The following is a 20515-nucleotide window of genomic DNA, read 5'->3' as shown; positions in this document are numbered from 1 at the left end:
GTCGGTCGGTGCGGCGGCCGGTGGCCGATAGATTGGCGGAATGGACGAATCGGATGCCGTCGGCCCGCCCTTGTCCGCGCTGGATACGGGTGCGAAGCCACCCGGTCCGATCGCCGCCGCCGCCACCGTGTTCGCCGTCGCCGTGCTGGTCTGCTTGCACTACGGCTGGTGGCCGTCCCGATTCGGCAGTATGCGGTGGGCCGATCCCTTGCTCGCCGCGGCGGGGGCACTGGTCCTCCTCGCCGCCGTGGCAGTGCTGTGGACGGTCCGCACCCTGTACGTGCTCGGACGAGACCGCCGATGGTCGTGGTGGGTGCTGCTCGTACCAGTGACCGTGCTGGCCGCCGGTCTGATGGTGATCCTCGCGCCGCGAACGACATTCGACGAGATGCGCCCGGAATTCGAACGCGTCGCCCGCGAGCTGCTGGCGGGGCCCGACACTGTCCGGAGCAATTTCGAGATCGGGCGGTTCGACATCGCCTATGCGCGCGCGGATTCGGGTGGTGCCGTCTACTTCGTCGAGGCGGGCGGGCTCGGGCTGGACACGAGCAGCGGGTGGGCCTACTCACCGAACGGCAGGCCGGCCGGATTCGACGATTTCTCGGCGAGGCACCTCGCCGGACCGTGGTACGAGTTCACCGCGGTCTGGCGGACGTGACTCGGGTCGGCGCAGCGTCGTCGGTGCCCTTACATAAACTGGTGGCCATGACTGCACCCACGGTGGACTTGATGGACTATGCCGACGTCATCGACCGGTACGAGCCGGTGCTGGGCATGGAGGTGCACGTCGAACTGGGCACCGAAACCAAGATGTTCTGCGGGTGCCCGACGGCCTTCGGCGCCGAGCCGAACACGCAGGTCTGCCCGGTATGTCTGGGCCTGCCGGGTTCGCTGCCGGTGGTCAACCAGCAGGCCGTGGAGTCGGCGATCCGCATCGGTCTCGCGCTGAACTGCTCGATCACCCCGTGGGGCCGATTCGCGCGCAAGAACTACTTCTACCCGGATCAGCCGAAGAACTACCAGATCAGCCAGTACGACGAGCCGATCGCCACCGACGGCTACCTCGATGTGGTGCTCGACGACGGCTCCGTCTTCCGGGTCGACATCGAACGTGCCCACATGGAGGAGGACACCGGTAAGTCCCTGCACGTGGGCGGCGCCACCGGCCGCATCCACGGCGCGAGCCATTCGCTGCTGGACTACAACCGGGCCGGCGTGCCGCTGATCGAGATCGTCACCAAGCCGATCACCGGCGCCGGTGAACGGGCCCCCGAGGTGGCGCGCGCCTACGTCACCGCACTGCGCGATCTGCTGAAGGCGCTCGACGTCTCCGACGTGAAGATGGAGCAGGGTTCGCTGCGCTGCGATGCCAACGTATCGCTGATGGCCAAGGGCGCCAAGGAATTCGGCACCCGCACCGAGACCAAGAACGTGAACTCGCTGCGCAGCGTCGAGGTCGCGGTGCGCTACGAGATGCGCCGCCAGGGCGCGGTGCTCAGCTCCGGCGGCACCGTGATCCAGGAGACCCGGCACTTCCACGAGAGCGACGGCTCCACCTCCCCGGGCCGGGTGAAGGAAACCGCCGAGGACTACCGCTACTTCCCGGAGCCGGACCTCGAGCCGATCGCACCCGACGCCGACTGGGTCGAGAAGCTGCGCGGCACCATCCCCGAATACCCGTGGCTGCGCCGCGCCCGCATCCAGGCCGAATGGGGTCTGTCCGACGAGGTGTTCCGCGATCTGATCAACGCCGGCGCGCTCGACCTGATCATCGCCACCGTCGACGCCGGCACCACGGTCGACGCCGCCCGCGCTTGGTGGGTCAACTACCTCACCGAGCAGGCCAAGGAGCGTGAGGTCGCGCTCGAGGATCTGCCGATCACGCCGAAGCAGGTCGCCGAGGTGGTGGCGCTGGTCGACGCCAAGACCGTCAACTCCAAGGTCGCGCGCCAGGTCGTCGATTTCGTGCTGGCCGGTGAGGGCGATCCGGGGCAGATCGTCGAGGCCAAGGGGCTGGGCATGGTGTCCGACGATTCGGCCCTGCAATCCGAGGTCGACAAGGCCCTGGCCGCCAATCCGGACATCGCCGACAAGATCCGCTCCGGCAAGGTCCAGGCCGCCGGCAAGATCGTCGGCGACGTCATGAAGGCGACCCGCGGCCAGGCCGACGCCGCCCGCGTCCGCGAACTGGTCCTCGCCGCCTGCGGCGCCGCCTGAGTTCTCGACCCCCGAGGCCCGGTCCACTGCGGCCGGGCCTTCGACGGAGCGCTAGTCCGGTCCGCCGCCCGCGCCGCCCTTCGGCGGTGGGATGCGCACGATCCGGTCGTCCAGCGGGCCCGCGGCGGCGGGCTTGTTGACCGTCCCCACCCAGACGTTGCCGTCGGCGCCCAGCGCGGCGCCGCCGAGGGAGCCGTATTTGTCCTGGGCCACCATCGTCGGGGCGGTGGTCACCGCGTGGGTGGTGGGGTCGGCGTCGGCGAAGGCCAGCGCCTTGGCGCCCGACATCGAGACCGCGACGCCGTCCACCGCGGCCGCGCAGCCACCCGCACCCGGTTTGTCCGGCCACGTCCATGCGGTGGCGACGGCGCCGTCGGGTCCCAGGCGCTGCAGCCGGTCCTCGGTGGCGGTGCGGTCTGTGAACCAGATGGTGTCCTTGTGGTCGGGGCACACTCCGCCCGCGGTGCCGATGCCCGACGCCACCACCTTCGGATTGGCGTTGCCCGGCGCCGGATCGTCGATCTCGAGCAGCTTGCCCGCCAGGGATCCGGGGTTGTTCGCCGCGCCCGAATTGCCGGCGTCACCGGTCAGCACCGCCAGCTTGGTCGGTGAGACGAAGGCGAGTGAACCGTGATTTCCGTTGGCGCCCTTGGGAATTCCGGTGAGAATCGGTTTCGGATCGCCGCCCGCGCCGATGCGCACGACGCGATTGTCCGAGGCGGTGGTGATGTAGGCGTAGACCAAGCCGTCCTCGCCGTAGCTCGGTGAGAGCGCGACATCGCTCAGCCCACCGTCGCCTGCCCCGTCGACGTCGACCCGGGCGACCTCGAGCGGCTGCGGCGGCGCCTGGCTCGGATCGACGGCGGTGACCTTCAGAATGCGCCCCGTGGTGCGCTCGGTGACCAATGCCTGCTGCCCGTCCGGCAGGACCGTCAGCCCGCCGGTGGTGTCCAGGCACGACACCACGACCGCCGGATCGGGATCGATACACGGCCCGGTGGGGCGCTGCCCGGTCGGCGGCGGAGTTTTCGGTTCGCTGGTCGGACCCTGCCCCTCGGGTTCGATGGTGGGCGCGGGAGTGAACGGTTTGGACGCGGAATCGTCGAAGCGGGCACAGCCGACCACCAGGCCGGCGGTGACGGCGAGGATCGACGCGACACGGCCGACGACAACCACACTCATTGCCCAAACGTTACGGAAATACCGCCGCGCGCGCTCGCAGGGGGCCGGGCCACACCGCGCGGACCGTCACGGCGACTCCGGTTCGTGCTGGCGAGGCGCGCCGCAGGACCTGCCGGGCGCGGCTGACACGCCGGGACCGGACCACGCGCCCGCTCGTTCGGCGTCATACTCTGTGCCCGTGACGGACAAGCCGAATCAAACACCGGAATCGAATCAGCCGTCGGGGCGGCCGTCGGGCTCCGGACCGACGGCAGGCAGCCCCTACGACAATCCGACCGGCGAATTCCCCTCGGTGAAACCCGCGGTGGGCAAGGATGTTCCGCGGACCGAGGACGATTTGGGCCTGGACCCGGACGTACCGGCCGCGGGTGCCGAGCACACCGGCGCCACGAAGGCGACGAAGGGCCCCACCGGCACCGCGGCCGCCGGCGCTACCGCCGCGAGCGCAGCGCACCCCGGCGCTGCCCGGGGCACCGACCACCCCGGCGCCGAGCCCACCGGCACCGAGCATCCCGGCGCGGAACACCCCGACGCCGAGCATCCCGGCACTGCTCCGGGCGGCGCCGCGCCCGCCGATGCGGAAGCGCCCACCTATGCCTTCGCCACGATCCCTCCCGCCCGGGCCAACGGCGAGACCGAGCGTCTCCGTCGCCCGCGCGAATATCGCCGCGGCACACTGGATCTGGGCTTGCTGGGTTTGCGCCTGACCGTCGGCCTCACCTTCCTGTACCACGGCCTGCAGAAGCTGGCGGGCTGGTTCCACGGACCCGGTCTGGACGGCACCCGGCACATGCTCGAACAGGGCGGCTGGAAGCACATCGAACTGTCCACCGCGATGCTCACCGTCTCCGAGGTCGGCGGCGGCGCGCTGATCATCCTCGGCCTGGCCACCCCGCTGGCGGCCGGCGCGGTCCTGGCCTCGATCTCGACCGCGTGGCTGTGGAAGCAGGGCATGGCTCCCGACTTCCAGTACCGCCCGGTCGAATTGGAGTCGATCCTCGCCGGCGCGGCGGCCTCGCTGATCCTCACCGGCCCGGGCCGCCTGTCGTTCGACCGCAACCGCGGCTGGGCCGTCCGCCCGTCGTGGGGTTCGTTCGTCTGCCTGGTCCTGGCACTCGGGGCAGCGGCCGCGGGCTGGATCTTCCTGCACGGCGGCAACCCGTTCGTGGGGATCTTCTAGAGTCGTCCCCGTGTCGAATCCCGTTGAGCCGTCGAGTCACCGAGCGATCGAGCGCCTGATCGCCGACTACGCCCTGCTGGTCGACCAGGGCGACTTCGGCGGCGTCGGAGCCCTGTTCGCCACGGGCAGCTTCGGCGGCAGCGGCGCGCGGATCGAGGGCAGCGCCGCCGTGGAGAAGATGCTGTCCGCCACCGTGATCCGCTACGACGACGGCACTCCCCGCACGAAACACCTGGTCACAAACCTGGTGATCGAGGTCGACGAGGCCGAGGGCACTGCCACGGCCAGATCGTATTTCACCGTCCTGCAAGCCACCCCCGACCTACCACTGCAACCCATCGTGAGCGGCCGCTACGCCGACCGCTTCCACCGCACCGACGGCACCTGGGCCTTCGCCGAACGCGCGGTCACCATGGACCTCATCGGCGACGTCAGCCATCACCTGCGCAGGTAGGTAGCTGCGACGTCCGACTACAACCCACTGAAAACGGCCGCTCCCGTCGGAGAGCAGCCGTTTCGCGCACTCGATGATTACCCCCGCCCCGGAAGCGAAAGGGCCGCCCCGCCGCAGCGGGGCGACCCGTCTTCCGATCTTTCACTCGGGCGACATCGGTTTCGCATGCACAGGGGTCACTGGTCGCCCAACTGCCGCAGATCCGGCGGACCGGCCCGGATGAGCTCCGGCGCGGAACGACCGCTCAGCTACGAATGAATGCGAGCAGGTCGGCGTTGATGGTCGCGGCTTCGGTCGTCGGCATCCCGTGCGGGAAACCCGGATAGGTCTTGAGGGTGCTGTTGGGCAACAGTTCGGCCGAGCGGATGCCGGTGTTCTCGATCGGGACCACCTGGTCATCCTCTCCGTGCATGACGAGGGTGGGGATCGTGATCTTCGTGAGCTCATCGGTGAAGTCGGTCTGGGAAAATGCGACGACACCGTCGTAGTGGGCTTTGGCGCCGCCGGTCATACCTTGGCGCCACCAGTTCGCGATCACTCCTTCGGAGGGCTGTGCGCCGGGCCGGTTGTAGCCGTAGAACGGTCCTTCGGCGAACGTGCGGAAGAAGTCCGACCGGCGGGTGGCGACCTGCTCCTGGATGTCATCGAAGACCGACTTGTCCAATCCACCCGGATTGTCGGCGGTCTTCACCATGATCGGCGGCACCGCACTGATCAGAACGGCTTTTGCCGCCCGATCCTGTCCGTGGCGGGTCAGATAACGCACGACCTCCCCGCCGCCGGTGGAATGACCGATATGAACCGCGTTCGTCAGATCGAGATGGGTGACCACGGCGGCCAGGTCATCGGCGTAGTGGTCCATATCGTGCCCGTCGGCGACCTGAGCGGAACGGCCGTGTCCGCGCCGGTCGTGAGCAACCACCCGGAAACCGTGGGACAAGAAGAACATCAGTTGTGCGTCCCAGTCATCCGAGGACAGAGGCCAGCCGTGGCTGAAGACGATGGGCTGTCCGCTGCCCCAGTCCTTGTAGTAGATGTCGACGCCGTCCGACGTTGTAATGAAAGGCATGGGGACTCCTCGTGATCGGATTCTCGGTTGTTGCCCGCAGGTCGCGACCGGAACCGGTTGGGGCGACGACGCTTCTGAACGGTCGGCGCCAGACAAATGTTGCTCGATTCGGACATGGCGCGCCCCGCTGTGCGCGCCACGAATCCCCCTTTTTCCGCCATCCCGGTTCGCGGTCGCCGGATCGTGGGGCGATCACTCCTCGGCAGGGCGGGACGCCGTGCCGGTTGCCGGCGAACAGACGACGATCAGCCGCAGGTCAGGCGATACTGTGTCGCTCTGACCTGCGGCTGAGGTTCGATATGGACCTCGGTAACTCACCGAGCACACCAAACGTGGTCGATCACCTGACGCGAGACCGACACCCCCTTCCCGCACCCCACGGCACGCAGGAACGCGGGGAGGCGGCACAGCCTAGGGCACGCGGCGGACGGCGCCCTTGTCGGCGGAGGTGGCCAGTGCGGCGTAGGCCCGCAGCGCGGTGGTGATCGGCCGGTCGCGCTGCACCGGCTGCCACGGCCGTTCCCGCGCTTCCATCTTGGCGCGGCGCTCGGCGAGCACCTCGTCGTCGACCAGCAGCTCCAGCGCACGGGTGTGCACGTCGATGCGGATGCGGTCGCCGTTCTCGATCAGGCCGATGGCGCCGCCGCTGGCCGCCTCGGGGGAGATGTGCCCGATGGACAACCCGGAGGTGCCGCCGGAGAAGCGGCCGTCGGTGATCAGCGCGCACACCTTGCCCAGGCCGAGGCCCTTGAGGAACGAGGTGGGGTGCAGCATCTCCTGCATACCCGGGCCGCCGGCGGGGCCTTCGTACCGGATCACGACGACGTCGCCGGGGGTGATCTTCTTGCCGAGGATCGCCGAAACCGCGTCCTCCTGGGATTCCAGCACCACGGCCGGTCCTTCGAAGGTGAACAGATCCTCGTCGATACCGGCGGTTTTCAGGATGGCGCCATCGAGGGCGATATTGCCCCGCAGCACGCACAGGCCGCCTTCGACGGTGTAGGCGTGCGCGATATCGCGGATGCATCCGCCCTCGGCATCGGTGTCGAGCGAGGACCAGCGGTTCTCGGTGGAGAACGGCACGGTGGTCCGCACGCCGCCGGGCGCGGCGTGGAACAGTTCGATCGCTTCGTCGGAGGCCTTGCCGGAGCGGATGTCCCAGGTATCGAGCCACTCGTCGAAGGAGGCGGTGTGCACGGTGGTCACATCGGTTTCCAGCAGTCCGCCGCGGCGCAGTTCGCCCAGGATGGCGGGGATGCCACCGGCGCGGTGCACATCTTCCATGTGGTAGTCGGAGTTGGGGGAGACCTTCGACAGGCAGGGCACCCGGCGCGAGATCTCGTCGATGGTGGCGAGGTCGAAATCGATCTCGCCTTCCTGCGCGGCGGCCAGGGTGTGCAGCACCGTGTTGGTGGAACCGCCCATCGCGACGTCGAGGGCCATCGCGTTGCGGAAGGCCTTGGCGTTGGCGACGTTTCGCGGCAGGACGGAATCGTCGTCGTCGCGGTACCAGCGGTTGGCGATGTCGACGACGGTGCTGCCGGCCCGCTCGAACAGGGCCCGCCGCGCCGCGTGGGTGGCGAGGGTGGAGCCGTTGCCGGGCAGTGCCAGGCCCAGTGCCTCGGTGAGGCAGTTCATCGAGTTCGCGGTGAACATGCCGGAACAGGAACCGCAGGTCGGGCAGGCGCTGCGCTCGACTTCGCTGAGGCCCTCGTCGCTGACCTCGGTGGAGGCGCTGGCGGCGATCGCGGTGATCAGATCGGTGGGCGCCTGGGCCACACCGCCGACGACCACGGCCTTACCGGCCTCCATCGGACCGCCGGAGACGAACACGGTCGGGATGTTCAGCCGCATGGCGGCGTTGAGCATGCCGGGAGTGATCTTGTCGCAGTTGGAGATACACACCAGCGCGTCGGCGGTGTGCGCGTTGACCATGTATTCGACCGAGTCCGCGATGATTTCGCGGCTGGGCAGCGAGTAGAGCATGCCGCCGTGACCCATCGCGATGCCGTCGTCGACGGCGATGGTGTGGAATTCGCGCGGCACACCGCCGGCGGCGCGCACCGCGTCGGCGACTATCTCGCCGACATCCTTGAGATGCACGTGGCCGGGCACGAATTGGGTGTAGGAGTTCGCGATCGCGACGATCGGCTTACCGAAATCGGAGTCGGTCAGGCCGGTGGCCCGCCAGAGTGCGCGTGCGCCTGCGGCATTGCGTCCGGCGGTGGTGGTGCGTGAGCGAAGCGGTGGCATGAATTCGGTCCTCGGTGGTCGGCGCGGTGGCCGGAGCGGCTCTACTCGGGCAGGGCTCTGCTCGTCGGTGCTCATCGTCCGGTGGGTCGCCGGGGCCGAGGGCTGGTCGGCCACCGTGCGGAGCGTCTCTTCGGCGAGTGGTGTCGTCGGCAGAGGTGTCTGTTCGCAAGAGCAGAGTGTCTGTTCGGCGCTTCAACGTTACTCCCGCCACCGGAGCGTGCTCACCGGAGGCGGGTGGTCGTGCGGCCGCGGGGTGGCGCGGCAGCACGACGCACGTCGAGCCGGTCCGAGCGGCCGTCACCGGGTGGGGTCTCGACCACGGACCCGCACCGCGATGCGATGATCGCGGCGACTGCGCCCCGAGTGGGGACGTCCTCAGGGCAGCGCCGCGAAAGCTCGGATTTGTTCCCGGCGTTCGGGGTTGGCGCGAGAGTGTGAAACATCCCACTCGATCGCCGCGGTCGTGCTGCGACAACCCGCCGAAGCGGCGGAGTTGAAGAAGTAGTTCGCTCAGTCGTCCGTGGGGGTGTCCGGCTTGTCGGCAGCGTCGGTCGACGAGCTGTCCGCTGCACCGGATTCCGGGGTCTCGTCGGCGCTGCCTTCCTGGCCGCCGCCGCTCTTGTCCTCCGCGCTCGCCGCGCTCTTCTCCGGCCGCGCGAACGGATCCGGAATCCGCCCGTCCGAGGCCGCGACCAGATCCTTCAATCGGTCGTAGCTCACCGCCGGCAGAGCCACCTCGGAGTCGTCGCTCAGATGGGCGCGCACCCAGCCGCGCTTGGGGATCCGCAGCCCCTGAATCTGCGACCAGTCGACGTGCCGGGAACCGAAAATCGTCCGCAGATCGAGTCCACCGGCCGACACCGTGGTGCGGGAGCGTTCGACCCACCACGCGGCCGCGATCGGAATGAGGAACAGGATCCACAGCACCGCCGGCCAGCCGAAGAACGGGAACGCCGCGCAGAACAGCAGGATGAACACCCCGAGATGCGCCAGCCGGGGAATACGGATCACACGCCCCGTATCGGATCCGCCCTCGGCGGTGTGGGACGATTGAGCTGGTGGCACGGACTGCTGCGGCGATGACACACCCCCATCCTCGCATCATGGTGAAGCGACACTCGAACCGCCCCGTCTCACATAATGAGACACCGCACGTCAAGTAATTTGACTCATCGACTCTCGCGCGCATACCGTCGAGCGCGTGAATCGAAACGAGCTTCTCGTAATCGGCCGGCGCGTCCAGCGCTGAGCCTGACGACTCGAGGTCGACTACGTCAAGCTCGCAACTGCGACGCGCCACCCTCGCTCAGCCATCGGCTGACGGGGGCTTTTTTGTGTTCGGACAAGTTGTGTTCACGGCTTCGATGTTCGCTCGAGCGCCGCGCAGGCGCCCCGTGAGAGCGAAGCGGTGAACGACAAGCAGTAAGGAAAAAGACGGTGAGCGCACCAACCGCACGGCCCGGGCCCTCGGCCCGCAGGCCAGCGCCCTCGGCTTCCCAGCCGACTCCCGCGGCTGCGGCCGCGACCGGAAACCGCCGCCAGGTCCCGCCCGAGAAGGTGACCGGCGCCCAGTCCGTCGTCCGCTCCCTCGAGGAGCTCGGCGTCGACACGGTATTCGGCATTCCGGGTGGTGCGATTCTCCCCGTCTACGACCCGCTCTTCGACTCCACGCGCGTGCGCCACGTGCTGGTCCGCCACGAGCAGGGCGCCGGACATGCGGCGACCGGTTACGCCCAGGCCACCGGCAAGGTCGGTGTGTGTATGGCCACATCCGGTCCGGGCGCGACCAACCTGGTGACCCCGATCGCGGACGCGCAGATGGATTCGGTGCCGCTGGTGGCGATCACCGGACAGGTCGGCCGTGGCCTGATCGGTACCGACGCCTTCCAGGAAGCCGACATCTCCGGCATCACCATGGCGTGCACCAAACACAACTTCCTGGTCAACGACGCCATCGACATCCCGCGCATCATCGCCGAGGCGTTCCACCTGGCCTCGTCCGGCCGCCCGGGCGCGGTGCTGGTCGACATCCCGAAGGACGTGCTGCAGGCGCAGACCACCTTCAGCTGGCCGCCGGAGATGCGGTTGCCCGGCTACCGCCCGGTGACCAAGCCGCACGGCAAGCAGGTGCGCGAGGCGGCCCGCATGATCGCCGAGGCCAAGGCTCCCGTGCTCTACGTCGGCGGCGGCGTGATCAAGGCCGACGCCTCGCCGGAGCTGTTGGAACTGGCCGAGCTGACCGGCATCCCGGTGGTCACCACCCTGATGGCGCGCGGCGCGTTCCCCGACAGCCACACCCTCAACATGGGTATGCCCGGTATGCACGGCACCGTGGGAGCCGTTGCCGCTCTGCAGAAGTCGGACCTGCTGATCACGCTGGGCGCCCGCTTCGACGACCGCGTCACCGGTCAGCTGGATTCCTTCGCCCCGCACGCGAAGGTGATCCACGCCGATATCGACCCCGCCGAGATCGGCAAGAACCGCCACGCCGATGTGCCGATCGTGGGCGACTGCCGTGAGGTCATCACCGAACTGATCGAGACCCTCAAGTCCGATCCGGCCTTCACCAACGCCGAGGCTCCGCTGCTGGATCTGGCGTCCTGGTGGACCTACCTCGACGGTGTGCGCAAGCAGTACCCGCTCGGCTACGGCCCCACCTCCGACGGCTCGCTGTCGCCGGAGTACGTCATCGAGACCCTGGGCCGCCTCGCCGGACCGGAGGCGATCTACGTCGCCGGTGTCGGCCAGCACCAGATGTGGGCCGCGCAGTTCGTCAAGTACGAGAAGCCGCGCACCTGGCTCAACTCCGGTGGCCTGGGCACCATGGGCTACGCCGTGCCCGCGGCGATGGGCGCCAAGATGGGCGCGCCGGACAAAGAGGTGTGGGCGGTCGATGGTGACGGCTGCTTCCAGATGACCAACCAGGAGCTGGCCACCTGTGCCGTCGAGGGCGTGCCGATCAAGGTCGCGCTGATCAACAACGGCAACCTGGGCATGGTCCGGCAGTGGCAGACCCTGTTCTACGAGAAGCGCTACTCCAACACCGACCTGGGCACCCACACCCTGCGCATCCCCGATTTCGTGAAGCTCGCCGAAGCGCTGGGCTGCCACGGCATCCGGGTGGAGAAGGAAGAGGACGTCGAGGCCGCCATCCGCGAGGCGCAGTCGATCAACGACCGTCCCGTGGTGATCGACTTCATCGTCGGCAAGGACGCGCAGGTGTGGCCGATGGTCGCCGCCGGCACCTCCAACGACGAGATCATGGCCGCCCGCGGCATCCGCCCCCTGTTCGACGAGGACGAGCAGGCCTCCGAGCCCGCCGTCATCCATGAGGCCATGTCGCACGACAAGGCGACCCTGTCGGCGCACGAACGGGCCTCGCAGAAGGAGACCAACCTGTGAGCACGACCCATACCCTCAGCGTGCTGGTGGAGGACAAACCCGGCGTGCTGGCGCGGGTGGCGAGTCTGTTCTCCCGGCGTGGATTCAATATCGAATCCCTGGCCGTGGGTGGCACCGAAGTTCCGGAGATCTCGCGGATGACCATCGTCGTCACCGTGGAGGATCTGCCGCTGGAGCAGGTGACCAAGCAGCTCAACAAACTGGTGAACGTCATCAAGATCGTGGAGCAGGACGCCGACGCCTCGGTGGCCCGCGAACTGATCCTGGTGAAGGTGCGTGCCGATGCCAGTGTGCGCACCCAGGTGATCGAATCGGCCAACCTGTTCCGGGCTAAGGTCATCGACGTGTCGCCCGACGCGCTGACCATCGAGGCGACCGGCACCCGGTCCAAGCTCGAGGCGCTGCTGCGGATGCTGGAACCGTACGGCATCCGTGAGATCGTGCAATCCGGCGTGGTGGCCGTCGGTCGCGGGCCGAAGTCGATCACCGCGACCCGCTAACACTTATTCAGAAGAATCAACGAAGGGACACAACCACAGTGGCAGTCGAGATGTTCTACGACGACGACGCCGATCTGTCGATCATCCAGGGCCGCAAGGTCGCCGTGATCGGCTACGGCTCCCAGGGCCACGCACACTCGCTGAGCCTGCGTGACTCCGGCGTCGAGGTGCGCATCGGCCTCAAGGAAGGCTCCAAGTCGCGGGCCAAGGCCGAAGAGGCCGGCCTGACCGTCGGCACTCCCGCCGAGGTCTCGGAGTGGGCGGACGTCATCATGCTGCTCGCCCCCGACACCGCGCAGGCCAAGATCTTCACCGAGGACATCGAGCCGAACCTGAAGGACGGCGACGCCCTGTTCTTCGGCCACGGCCTGAACATCCACTTCGGCCTGATCAAGGCTCCGGCCAACGTCACCATCGGCATGGTCGCCCCCAAGGGCCCCGGCCACCTGGTGCGCCGCCAGTTCGTCGACGGCAAGGGCGTCCCGGCCCTGATCGCCATCGACCAGGACCCGAAGGGTGAGGGCCAGGCCCTGGCGCTGTCCTACGCCAAGGGCATCGGCGGCACCCGCGCCGGCGTCATCAAGACCACCTTCAAGGAAGAGACCGAGACCGACCTGTTCGGTGAGCAGGCCGTCCTCTGCGGTGGTACCGAAGAGCTGGTCAAGACCGGCTTCGAGGTCATGGTCGAGGCCGGTTACGCGCCGGAGATGGCCTACTTCGAGGTGCTGCACGAGCTGAAGCTGATCGTCGACCTGATGTACGAGGGCGGCATCGCGCGGATGAACTACTCGGTCTCCGACACCGCCGAGTTCGGTGGCTACCTGTCGGGCCCGCGGGTCATCGACGCCGACACCAAGGAGCGCATGAAGGCGATCCTGAAGGACATCCAGGACGGTACCTTCGTCAAGCGCCTGGTCGCCAACGTCGAGGGCGGTAACAAGGAGCTCGAGAGCCTGCGCAAGCAGAACGCCGAGCACCCGATCGAGGTCACCGGCAAGAAGCTGCGCGACCTGATGAGCTGGGTCGACCGGCCGATCACCGAAACCGCGTAAGGTTTCCCACCGCAGAACGACCCGCCGGGCAATCTTGTCCGGCGGGTCGTTGCGTATGCGCTGGGCGTTCGGTCAGCCGACCCATCTGCCTCATCGAGCGCTACGCACGACGAAGATCGTTTCGATGCGGCGCCAGTTCCCCCTGCCTGGAGACCGGCGGTGCACACGTGAGTGCCCGGCACTCGCTATGTCTCGCAGCGCTCAATCCCGGCGACTGTGGCGACTGCCGCCCGCCGCGACGGTCAGTACTCGATAATGCCGGCCACAGCCCGGGCAGTGCGTCGTGCGTCCTGCAATTCGCCAGGGCGGCAACCGGTTCGGCTTGTTCGATCCTCGATCAGATGACTGTTGTGGCGATGCTGCATCGGTAGTTTCAACGGGGTTCATTCGTACTGTCTGCTCAGCTCCCGGCGTCGACGGTGGCGAAGGCCGCCCACAGCAGTGGTGAGTCCTCCACCGCGCCCCTCTCACGCCAAGCGGCCAGCCGCTTACGCTGCCAATTGACTAGGGCGGCAATGGGTTCCACTTGTTCGTGCGCCTCGTCGACTGCGCAGATGACATCTTGCAGCGGTGTCGCGCCGGTAACGCCCGCGAATCGCTCGAATGCCAGATCGGTGGGCAGCGGCCAGCGGGTGGCGGTGACGAGTTCGGCACCGCCGTGGATCATCGCGGCCACCAAGCCGAGCGCCTCGGTGAAGCGCAGATCGCCGCCGCTTTCGCAGGCGATGAGCGCGACCCGGCTCGGAATCGGCCAGAGTTGCGGTCCGGCAACGGGTTCGGTCTCCAGCGTATGGGTGCCCAGCAGCAGATCCTTGGCCGACAGCGGGCGATGCGTGCGCTGCGGCCGGGCGAAACCGGTGGTGTCGGTGGTGCAGGCGAGGTGGAGTTCGGCGTTCTCGCTCAGACCGGATTCCGGGCGTTCGGCGGTGACGTGGCCGACGTAGACCAGCCGGGCGGCCCCGTCCCGCAGGAGGGCGCTCAGGCGGGACCGGTCGAGATCGGTGCGCCGGAAGGCGTGCAGCGGGTCGTCGACTATCGGCCGAAGACGCTGCTGCGCAACGTATTCGGAAACCGTCTGCGTGAGCGGCGAGCCGGAGCTCATCCGTCCGAGCACCGAACCGAGTTCGGATTCCGCCCGGAATCCCGGCACACGCGGATCGAGCACCGCGACCACCGGCAGCTCGCGGTCGACCACCCAGTTGCGCGCGGTGCGGCCGGGAGCGTGGACGGTACTCGCCGGTGCGAGCAGGCTGAGATCCGCGATATCGATCAGCCGCAGGTTCGGATCGGGGGCGATGATTTCCCACGGCACCTGCGCGACTCGCGGCGACGGCTGCAACCGGATATGCGGACGGACACCGCGCACGAGCAGGTCGTGCAGCTGGACCGCGAGGGCCTGGGGGAGCAGTGCGCGGCTGAGTGCCTGCGCCAGTGCGTATTCAGAATCGCGCGCGGCGAAAGCATCTGTGGTGAGCGCCTTTTCGAGACCACCCGAGCGAGAGGGATCGGGCAGTGCCGCCGCGAGCCGCCGCACCACGGCGTCGATGTCGGCGCCGGGCAGCGCGGCCACGCCCGGACTCGCGGTATCCCCGAGCCAGCGCCACGACATATACAGATCGCCCGCGTCGGCCATACGCACGATCACCGTCGGTTGTCCGCCGGGTGTCTCCTCGCTCATATCACCAGCACCCGATCTTCCCGGACCCTGCGGCCGTAGCGTTGTTCGGCGGCGGTGATATAGGTGTCCAAGGCGATATGGCCATCCGGAGACACCGACAGCCGTGGCGGTGGGGAGACAGGCAGCCCGGCCGCAGCGGCGACCTGGGCCAGTGCCGAGCCGAGTTGCAGGGAACCGGCGTCGGGTCCATCGAACGCGTCGTCGGGCGTCGGTATCGGGTCGAACGGAAGCCTCGGCGGTCCGCTTTCGGTTACCGCGCCGGTGTCGAAAGATGTTCCAGCACACACGGTCTCGATCAGATCGGCAATCAGCTCGCCGTTACAGCACAGGTGAGCGAAGCGGAACGCCAGCCGCACGGCTGGTGCGGCGATCTCACGGTTCCACTGTTCACGCTGGGTCCCGTTGGCGAAGCTGTAGCGCACCGCGTCGATGGCGAGGGCGGAGGTGACGGCCAAGTCCCGAGCGAGGGCGAGTACCTCCGCGGGCGGCGGCGTGACCATGTCGGCGATGACCGACTCCCACAGCGCGGCATGCCAATAGTCGACCCGCGCGCACTGCAGACCGAGCCCGCGCACCGCATAGATCTCGTAGGCGGCCGCCAGTTGTGCCTGCCCCTCCCCGACCCGGCCGTGTGCGAAATCCAGTGTCGCCAAACGAATTCGAACTCCGGCGGATTCGAGCGCCGCACCGGATTGCTCGAACGATGTCAGCGCGCGGCGATACAGTTGTTCGACGTGGTCGAGGTCGCCGTGTCGTTCGCCGAGATATGCCATCAGCTGTAGTCCCAGCCCGGCGCGGTAGCCGAGACCGGCCTGTTCGAAATACTGTTGGCTGGCAACGAGATACCGGTCGGCGTCGTCGGGACGGCCCAGGCGGGCATACATCATTGCGAGCGTCTGCCGGGTTTCGGCCGTGCCGTTCCCGTCGCCGGCTGCCTCGAATGCGGTCAGGGCCTGATGGGCGAAGTCGACCCCGAGTTCAGCGCGCCCCGACTCGAAGTGCGCGGCCGCGAGATTGGCGAGCGGGTGGCCGCGCAACGGCGGCGCGAATCGCTCGGTGAACTCCAGTGATTCGGTGGCCAGCTCGATGGCCCGCGCCCACTGGCTGCGATGCATCGCGACGGCGGTCAGCGAGATCAGGCACGAGACCCGCAACGTCGACAACTCGCTGTGGCCGGTGAGAAGATCGCGTGCCTGCTCCAGCGCCGTCTGCGCGGCGTCGAGATCGCCCACGTGCTGCAGTGCCTGCGAATAGTTGACGAGGGTGGATGCGCGCTTTTCCGTCGCGTCGTCGGGGATTTCGGTGAGCACGGCGCGGAATCCGGTGATCGCGCCGGCGTGGTCGCCGAGTTCGTCGCGCATACTCGCCGCATTGACCAGGGCGCTGACCCGCACGCCGCCGGTGGTGCTGTGCGCGGCGTGCTCGAATATCCGCAGTGCCTCGGTGACGTCGCCGCGCGCGTGGGCCGCGGCGCCCTCGTGGAGCAGTTCGAGGCCGGGAGGAACAGCGTCGGCCATCAGAAGTCCGTATCCGATGCGGCGGCGGCGCGCTCGGCCTCGAGTAACGGCATGGACGGCTGGGCCGACCGCAATCGGTCGATCACGAATTCCCTGATCCGCTGCCGTTGCCCCGGCCCGTAAATGGCCTCCGATGCCGATGTCCCGTCGGGGACAGGCCCGACCCCGGGCACGTAGATATCGACGCGCACAACACCTTCGGCGTCGATCAGCGCTCCGCCGAACCAGGTATCGCCGTCGAGCTGCAGCGGGAAATCCGTTGGCACGGAGTCGGTCACGACGCGAGCGTGAGGCCACAGATGCCCAGGCAGACCGGCATCGAGGTGCGGAGCCGCCGCCGCACGCACCTCGACCGAGGTGCTGCCGGATTCTCTGGTGAGCCGCCACGAGACGGCGAACTCCGAGGCATCCAGCACGCCCGGAGGGCACCGGCGCCAATCCCAGCCCGACGTGCCCGTGGCCAGCACCAATCCGGTGCGCCCGGCGTCGGCGGCACCGGCCGCCAAGGCATAGTCCTGCCGACGCGGGGCAACCGCCTCGGAAAGTGACACCGGCCCCGGCTGTGCGTCGGACCCGTCGACGATCAGATCGCAGGCTTCGGTGAGAGCCGCGATGTCCCGGCCGAGCACATCGGGATCGAGCGCGGGAATCCCGTCGATGGTGGATGCGGGCCACCACTGCGCGGCCCACTGCGCATAGCCGAGTTGCCGTGCGGTGTAGGCCAATTCGGGACGCGCCGGTGTCGCGGCCGGCTCGCCGGAACGGCCGTCGGCGACAGCGAGCGCCACCGGTTCGCCGTACACGGCCCAGAGCCAGTCCTGTGCGGCGTCCGGATCGTGCAGCACCGCCGCCGGAACGGTGTGCCCGGACAGCAAACTCCACGACAGATGACCGCCGATCACCTCGAGAACCAGCGTGTCGAGTCCGGGCATCGCGTCGTGGACGGTGGGTGCACCGGCGGGGGAGACGATGACGACCTCGTCGTCGCGGTGCAGAAATACGGCCTCGGGCATCATCCGGCCCTCGATTCCAGCGAATCAACGATGGTCGCAAAGGAATTGGCGGTCAGCGCCTTCCGCACCCGCGTTCGGTGATCGAGGATGACCGAACGTGCGACCCCGTCGAGCAGATCCCACAGCTCGGAGGTTTGCGGCCCGGTCGATAGGGACGCGCCGCGGACATCGCGGCCGTGCAGGCGAACCCACAGCCGCCGCAGATACGAACGCCAGGGACGGCGAAGCTCGGCCGCGATCACAGCGAGCGGATCGGACGACTGCCCGGTGTCGTGCACGGCGAGGCGGCGTGCCTGCAGTACATAGGCCTCGCGCCGCCACCTCCCGTTGATCGCCCGATGGGCGGCGGTGCCGCAGTGTGGAACGGAACTGCCCTGGCGTGCAGAACTTCTCATCTCACGAACACAGTCGCCGTGGCTCGAGGTCGCCGGTTCACTCGCGGGCGACCGATCGGATCCGGTGACAGGTGCGAGACCCCGTGCCAGTTGCACGCCCGCTGCCGCTGTCACCCGAAGTGATTCGTCGAGCAGCGCCCACGGTGCGCAACTCCGGGCGATCTCCCCGGTCACCAGTTCCGGGATCGTGGGCAGGTCCGAGCGCTCGGTGGAGGCCTGCAACACCGTGAAAACACGTTCGTAGATGGTGCGGTCGAACGGCAGTGCCAGTGTCGCGGTCGATGCCCCGGTACCGAGCGCGGGGGCCACCGGCAGGCGGTGCGCGGTGAGGCCCAGTTCCTGTGCCGAGTCGCCGGAAGCGCTGTGCCACAGCGTGATTCCTGAATGCGTCCCCGCTCGCTCCGTGATCAAGGTGCGCAGTTCGCGGGCGGCGTCATCGGCTCGAGCGGTGGCGCACGAATCGAGTAGTGCGGCGAGAGCGGTGGTGTGGTCGGTGACCGCGGGCGCGGATTGCGGTCGCCGGAGCCACGCGGTATCGATCAGCGCCGCGAGTTCGCTGGTCGTGGAGCGATCGGTGAGATGGTTCTTCAACGCCTGCGTGGTGCGCCCGGCCGCCAGGTGATGGATGTCGTGCAATGCGGCTGTGGCAGTGGGCCTGTCACGCACCGGATCCGGCGCCCCCGACACGGTCGCGAGTTCGAAGCAGCGTTGGAAATACAGGTCCTGCGGGTTGCCGTCGGTGATGCGCAGTGACCGCCGCACCTGTTTGAGCAGGCTGAACCAGGCCGCGGTCGCGCGCAGGACGTCGGCGGCGGCATGGACGCGGGCCGCGAGCAGGGTGGCACCGTCCGCGGTGAGCGTCGGTCCGGCGCAGGCGGGGTACTGGACAGGGCGGATCACCAGCGGGTCGAGGATCAGTTTCACGGTGCGGCGCAGCGGCCCGCCCTGGGCGCCGCTGAGCGCCTCGACGCCGTCGATACCGCGCCACACCTCGTCGAGCACCATGGCGCGCGGTCGTCGCATTCGGTCAGATTAACCCACCGCCGCCACCAGGGCAGAGGCCCGATTACCGCCCCGCGGCCGGGCCCGAAACCTGGGATCGGTAGGCGGCGAACCGTTCCTACCTTGTGAACAACGGCCCGCTCCCAGGGCCGGACTCACCGAGAACGAAGGAACGAACACCATGCGCACCAAGCAGATCCGGATCGCCGCCGCCACCCTCGCCGCCGCCGGCCTGACCCTGACCCTCGGCGCCTGCGGCGACGACTCCGGGACCGCCGCCCCGGCATCGACCACCGCGGCACCGGCGACCCAGACCCCGGCGGGCGGCAAGTCCGCTGCCCTCGTGGACGGCAAGGCGCTGAGCGCGAACTTCGACACCACCTGCGCCCAGCGCGGCGGGACCCTCGCGCTGGCCTTGACCGATACCGCCAACCCCACCTACGGCCAGCTGAGCGTCAGCGCCACCCTCACCGCACAGGGTGGCACCGTGCAGGCGGTCGCCATCGGCGGCAGCAAGGGCGGCGCCTCCGGTATGCCGTATGCCGTCGGCTTCGGCAACGGCCAGCCGGGCGGCTCGGCCACCGTGTCGAAGGACGGCAAGACCTACAAGATCACCGGTGAGGGTGTCGCCGCGCCGGATATGACGAACCCGATGGCCGGCCCCGCCACCGCGAAGTTCGAGATCACCTTCGCCTGCCCCACCATCGTCAACGGCTGAGCCGGGAGGAACCATCGTGCGCACCACAGTACGGGCCGGTGCCCTCGCCTTCGCCGCCTTCGCGGTCGGCGCCTACCTCTGGCACGGCTTCACCTACCGGACGACCGGCCCCTGGGAGCCCGGTTTCGTGGCCTGGCTCAACGGTTTTCTCGCACTGCCGATCATCGCGCTCACTACGGTGGTGATGGTCTTCGCGTTCACCGGCGAGGGCGTGCTGTCGGCGCTCACCGGCCGCAACAGCGCGGAGTTCCGCAACGGCCTGCTCGGCCTCGGGACCGTCAAGTCGGCTCGCGAAACCGGCCTCACCGTCAACGATCAGCCGCAGCTGCGCATCGAGTTCAGTGTCGAGGGCGCTCATGGCGAGGTCTTCGATTCGACCGCCAAAATGATCGTGCCCCTCGCCGAACTGGCCCTGCTGCGCCCCGGCGTCGTACTGCCGGTGCGCTATCTGCCCGGACGAACCGACAAGGTGGAGGTCGATCGATCCGGCGACAGCGCGTCGGCGCAGCAGGCGATGAACGAATCGCTGATTCGCAAGGGAGTCACCACGCGGGCCAAGATCGACATCGCCGGTCGCGGCGTGGCCGCGCAGGCGGTGGTGCAGTCGCTGTCGGTGCCCGGCGAAATCCGCAACGGCTACGCGAAGATCGACCTCGGGCTCGCGATCACCCGGCCCGACGGCAGCACCTTCAGCGCCCACGCGGAGAAGTTCCTCCCACCGGCCGGCGTCTCGAACGTGCAGGTCGGACGGATCGTCCAGGTGCACTATCTTCCGGAGAACGAGCAGGAGGTGGTCATCGCGATCCCGCTCAACGCATGAACCACACCGGTATGCCGCCCTTCGCAGAACCAGCGCTGCGAAGGGCGGCACGGTCGTGTCGGC

General features: G+C 68.5%; 17 protein-coding genes. 9 read left to right on the top strand and 8 right to left on the bottom strand.

The annotated features are described in order from the left end of the window. The first annotated feature begins 40 nt into the window (after nt 1-40). Complete coding sequence (locus AC5592_RS32980) at nt 41-658, top strand: hypothetical protein (protein ID WP_063066439.1); 618 nt, start codon at nt 41-43, stop codon at nt 656-658. A 47-nt stretch (nt 659-705) separates the two neighbouring features. Then, nucleotides 706-2217, top strand: a complete 1512-nt coding sequence (gene gatB, locus AC5592_RS32975) for an Asp-tRNA(Asn)/Glu-tRNA(Gln) amidotransferase subunit GatB (protein WP_036503897.1) — start codon at nt 706-708, stop codon at nt 2215-2217. A gap of 51 nt (nt 2218-2268) precedes the next feature. Here gatB and AC5592_RS32970 read toward each other — a convergent pair whose 3' ends face one another. After that, nucleotides 2269-3399, bottom strand: coding sequence for a PQQ-dependent sugar dehydrogenase (locus AC5592_RS32970; RefSeq protein WP_063066438.1), 1131 nt, complete (start codon nt 3397-3399; stop codon nt 2269-2271). Between the two features lie 178 nt (nt 3400-3577). Between AC5592_RS32970 and AC5592_RS32965 the strand changes: the two genes are divergently transcribed. Further along, the gene (locus AC5592_RS32965; protein WP_063066437.1) at nt 3578-4579 is read left to right on the top strand and encodes a DoxX family protein; all 1002 of its coding nucleotides are present in this window, start codon (nt 3578-3580) and stop codon (nt 4577-4579) included. A gap of 10 nt (nt 4580-4589) precedes the next feature. Further along, nucleotides 4590-5033, top strand: a complete 444-nt coding sequence (locus AC5592_RS32960; protein WP_036503893.1) for a nuclear transport factor 2 family protein — start codon at nt 4590-4592, stop codon at nt 5031-5033. Between the two features lie 244 nt (nt 5034-5277). Here the strand turns inward: AC5592_RS32960 and AC5592_RS32955 are convergent, their stop codons facing one another. From AC5592_RS32955 to AC5592_RS32945, 3 genes are all read right to left on the bottom strand, one after another. Then, complete coding sequence (locus AC5592_RS32955) at nt 5278-6102, bottom strand: alpha/beta fold hydrolase (RefSeq protein WP_036503892.1); 825 nt, start codon at nt 6100-6102, stop codon at nt 5278-5280. Nucleotides 6103-6513: 411 nt separating this feature from the next. Next, nucleotides 6514-8355, bottom strand: coding sequence for a dihydroxy-acid dehydratase (gene ilvD, locus AC5592_RS32950; protein WP_036503891.1), 1842 nt, complete (start codon nt 8353-8355; stop codon nt 6514-6516). A 510-nt stretch (nt 8356-8865) separates the two neighbouring features. Then, nucleotides 8866-9366 (bottom strand): PH domain-containing protein, encoded by a 501-nt coding sequence (locus AC5592_RS32945; RefSeq protein WP_083870975.1) that lies wholly within the window; start codon nt 9364-9366, stop codon nt 8866-8868. Nucleotides 9367-9792: 426 nt separating this feature from the next. Between AC5592_RS32945 and AC5592_RS32940 the strand changes: the two genes are divergently transcribed. The 3 genes from AC5592_RS32940 to ilvC are packed head-to-tail and all read left to right on the top strand — an operon-like array spanning nt 9793 to nt 13309. Then, the gene (locus AC5592_RS32940) at nt 9793-11757 is read left to right on the top strand and encodes an acetolactate synthase large subunit (RefSeq protein ID WP_036503890.1); all 1965 of its coding nucleotides are present in this window, start codon (nt 9793-9795) and stop codon (nt 11755-11757) included. After that, complete coding sequence (gene ilvN / locus AC5592_RS32935) at nt 11754-12257, top strand: acetolactate synthase small subunit (protein ID WP_036503889.1); 504 nt, start codon at nt 11754-11756, stop codon at nt 12255-12257. Before AC5592_RS32940 ends, ilvN begins: the two co-directional genes overlap by 4 nt. A gap of 50 nt (nt 12258-12307) precedes the next feature. Beyond that, nucleotides 12308-13309, top strand: coding sequence for a ketol-acid reductoisomerase (ilvC, locus tag AC5592_RS32930; RefSeq protein ID WP_174372318.1), 1002 nt, complete (start codon nt 12308-12310; stop codon nt 13307-13309). 400 nt (nt 13310-13709) lie between these two features. On the opposite strand, the gene AC5592_RS32925 is transcribed toward ilvC, so the two are convergent. The 4 genes from AC5592_RS32925 to AC5592_RS32910 are packed head-to-tail and all read right to left on the bottom strand — an operon-like array spanning nt 13710 to nt 18917. Beyond that, the gene (locus AC5592_RS32925) at nt 13710-14987 is read right to left on the bottom strand and encodes a CHAT domain-containing protein (protein WP_063066436.1); all 1278 of its coding nucleotides are present in this window, start codon (nt 14985-14987) and stop codon (nt 13710-13712) included. Beyond that, nucleotides 14984-16504 (bottom strand): tetratricopeptide repeat protein, encoded by a 1521-nt coding sequence (locus AC5592_RS32920; RefSeq protein ID WP_063066435.1) that lies wholly within the window; start codon nt 16502-16504, stop codon nt 14984-14986. Before AC5592_RS32920 ends, AC5592_RS32925 begins: the two co-directional genes overlap by 4 nt. Continuing rightward, complete coding sequence (locus tag AC5592_RS32915) at nt 16504-17520, bottom strand: hypothetical protein (RefSeq protein ID WP_063066434.1); 1017 nt, start codon at nt 17518-17520, stop codon at nt 16504-16506. Before AC5592_RS32915 ends, AC5592_RS32920 begins: the two co-directional genes overlap by 1 nt. Next, nucleotides 17517-18917, bottom strand: a complete 1401-nt coding sequence (locus AC5592_RS32910) for a hypothetical protein (RefSeq protein ID WP_063066433.1) — start codon at nt 18915-18917, stop codon at nt 17517-17519. The genes AC5592_RS32915 and AC5592_RS32910 overlap by 4 nt, the downstream gene beginning before the upstream one ends. A 178-nt stretch (nt 18918-19095) precedes the next feature. Here AC5592_RS32910 and AC5592_RS32905 point away from each other — a divergent pair, with 178 nt between their 5' ends. Both AC5592_RS32905 and AC5592_RS32900 read left to right on the top strand, forming a co-directional pair. Further along, on the top strand, nt 19096-19632 hold the full coding sequence (locus tag AC5592_RS32905) for a lipoprotein LpqH (protein WP_063066432.1): 537 nt from the start codon (nt 19096-19098) through the stop codon (nt 19630-19632). A gap of 16 nt (nt 19633-19648) precedes the next feature. Next, nucleotides 19649-20452: a hypothetical protein gene (locus AC5592_RS32900; RefSeq protein ID WP_063066431.1), complete on the top strand. Its 804-nt coding sequence runs from the start codon at nt 19649-19651 to the stop codon at nt 20450-20452. Nucleotides 20453-20515: the final 63 nt, after the last annotated feature.

This window comes from Nocardia violaceofusca NBRC 14427 (genome assembly GCF_963869435.1).
GTDB classification, from domain to species: domain Bacteria; phylum Actinomycetota; class Actinomycetes; order Mycobacteriales; family Mycobacteriaceae; genus Nocardia; species Nocardia aobensis.
The sequence above is the reverse complement of the archived record's forward strand: the minus strand, read 5'-3'. Positions and strand labels throughout refer to the sequence as shown.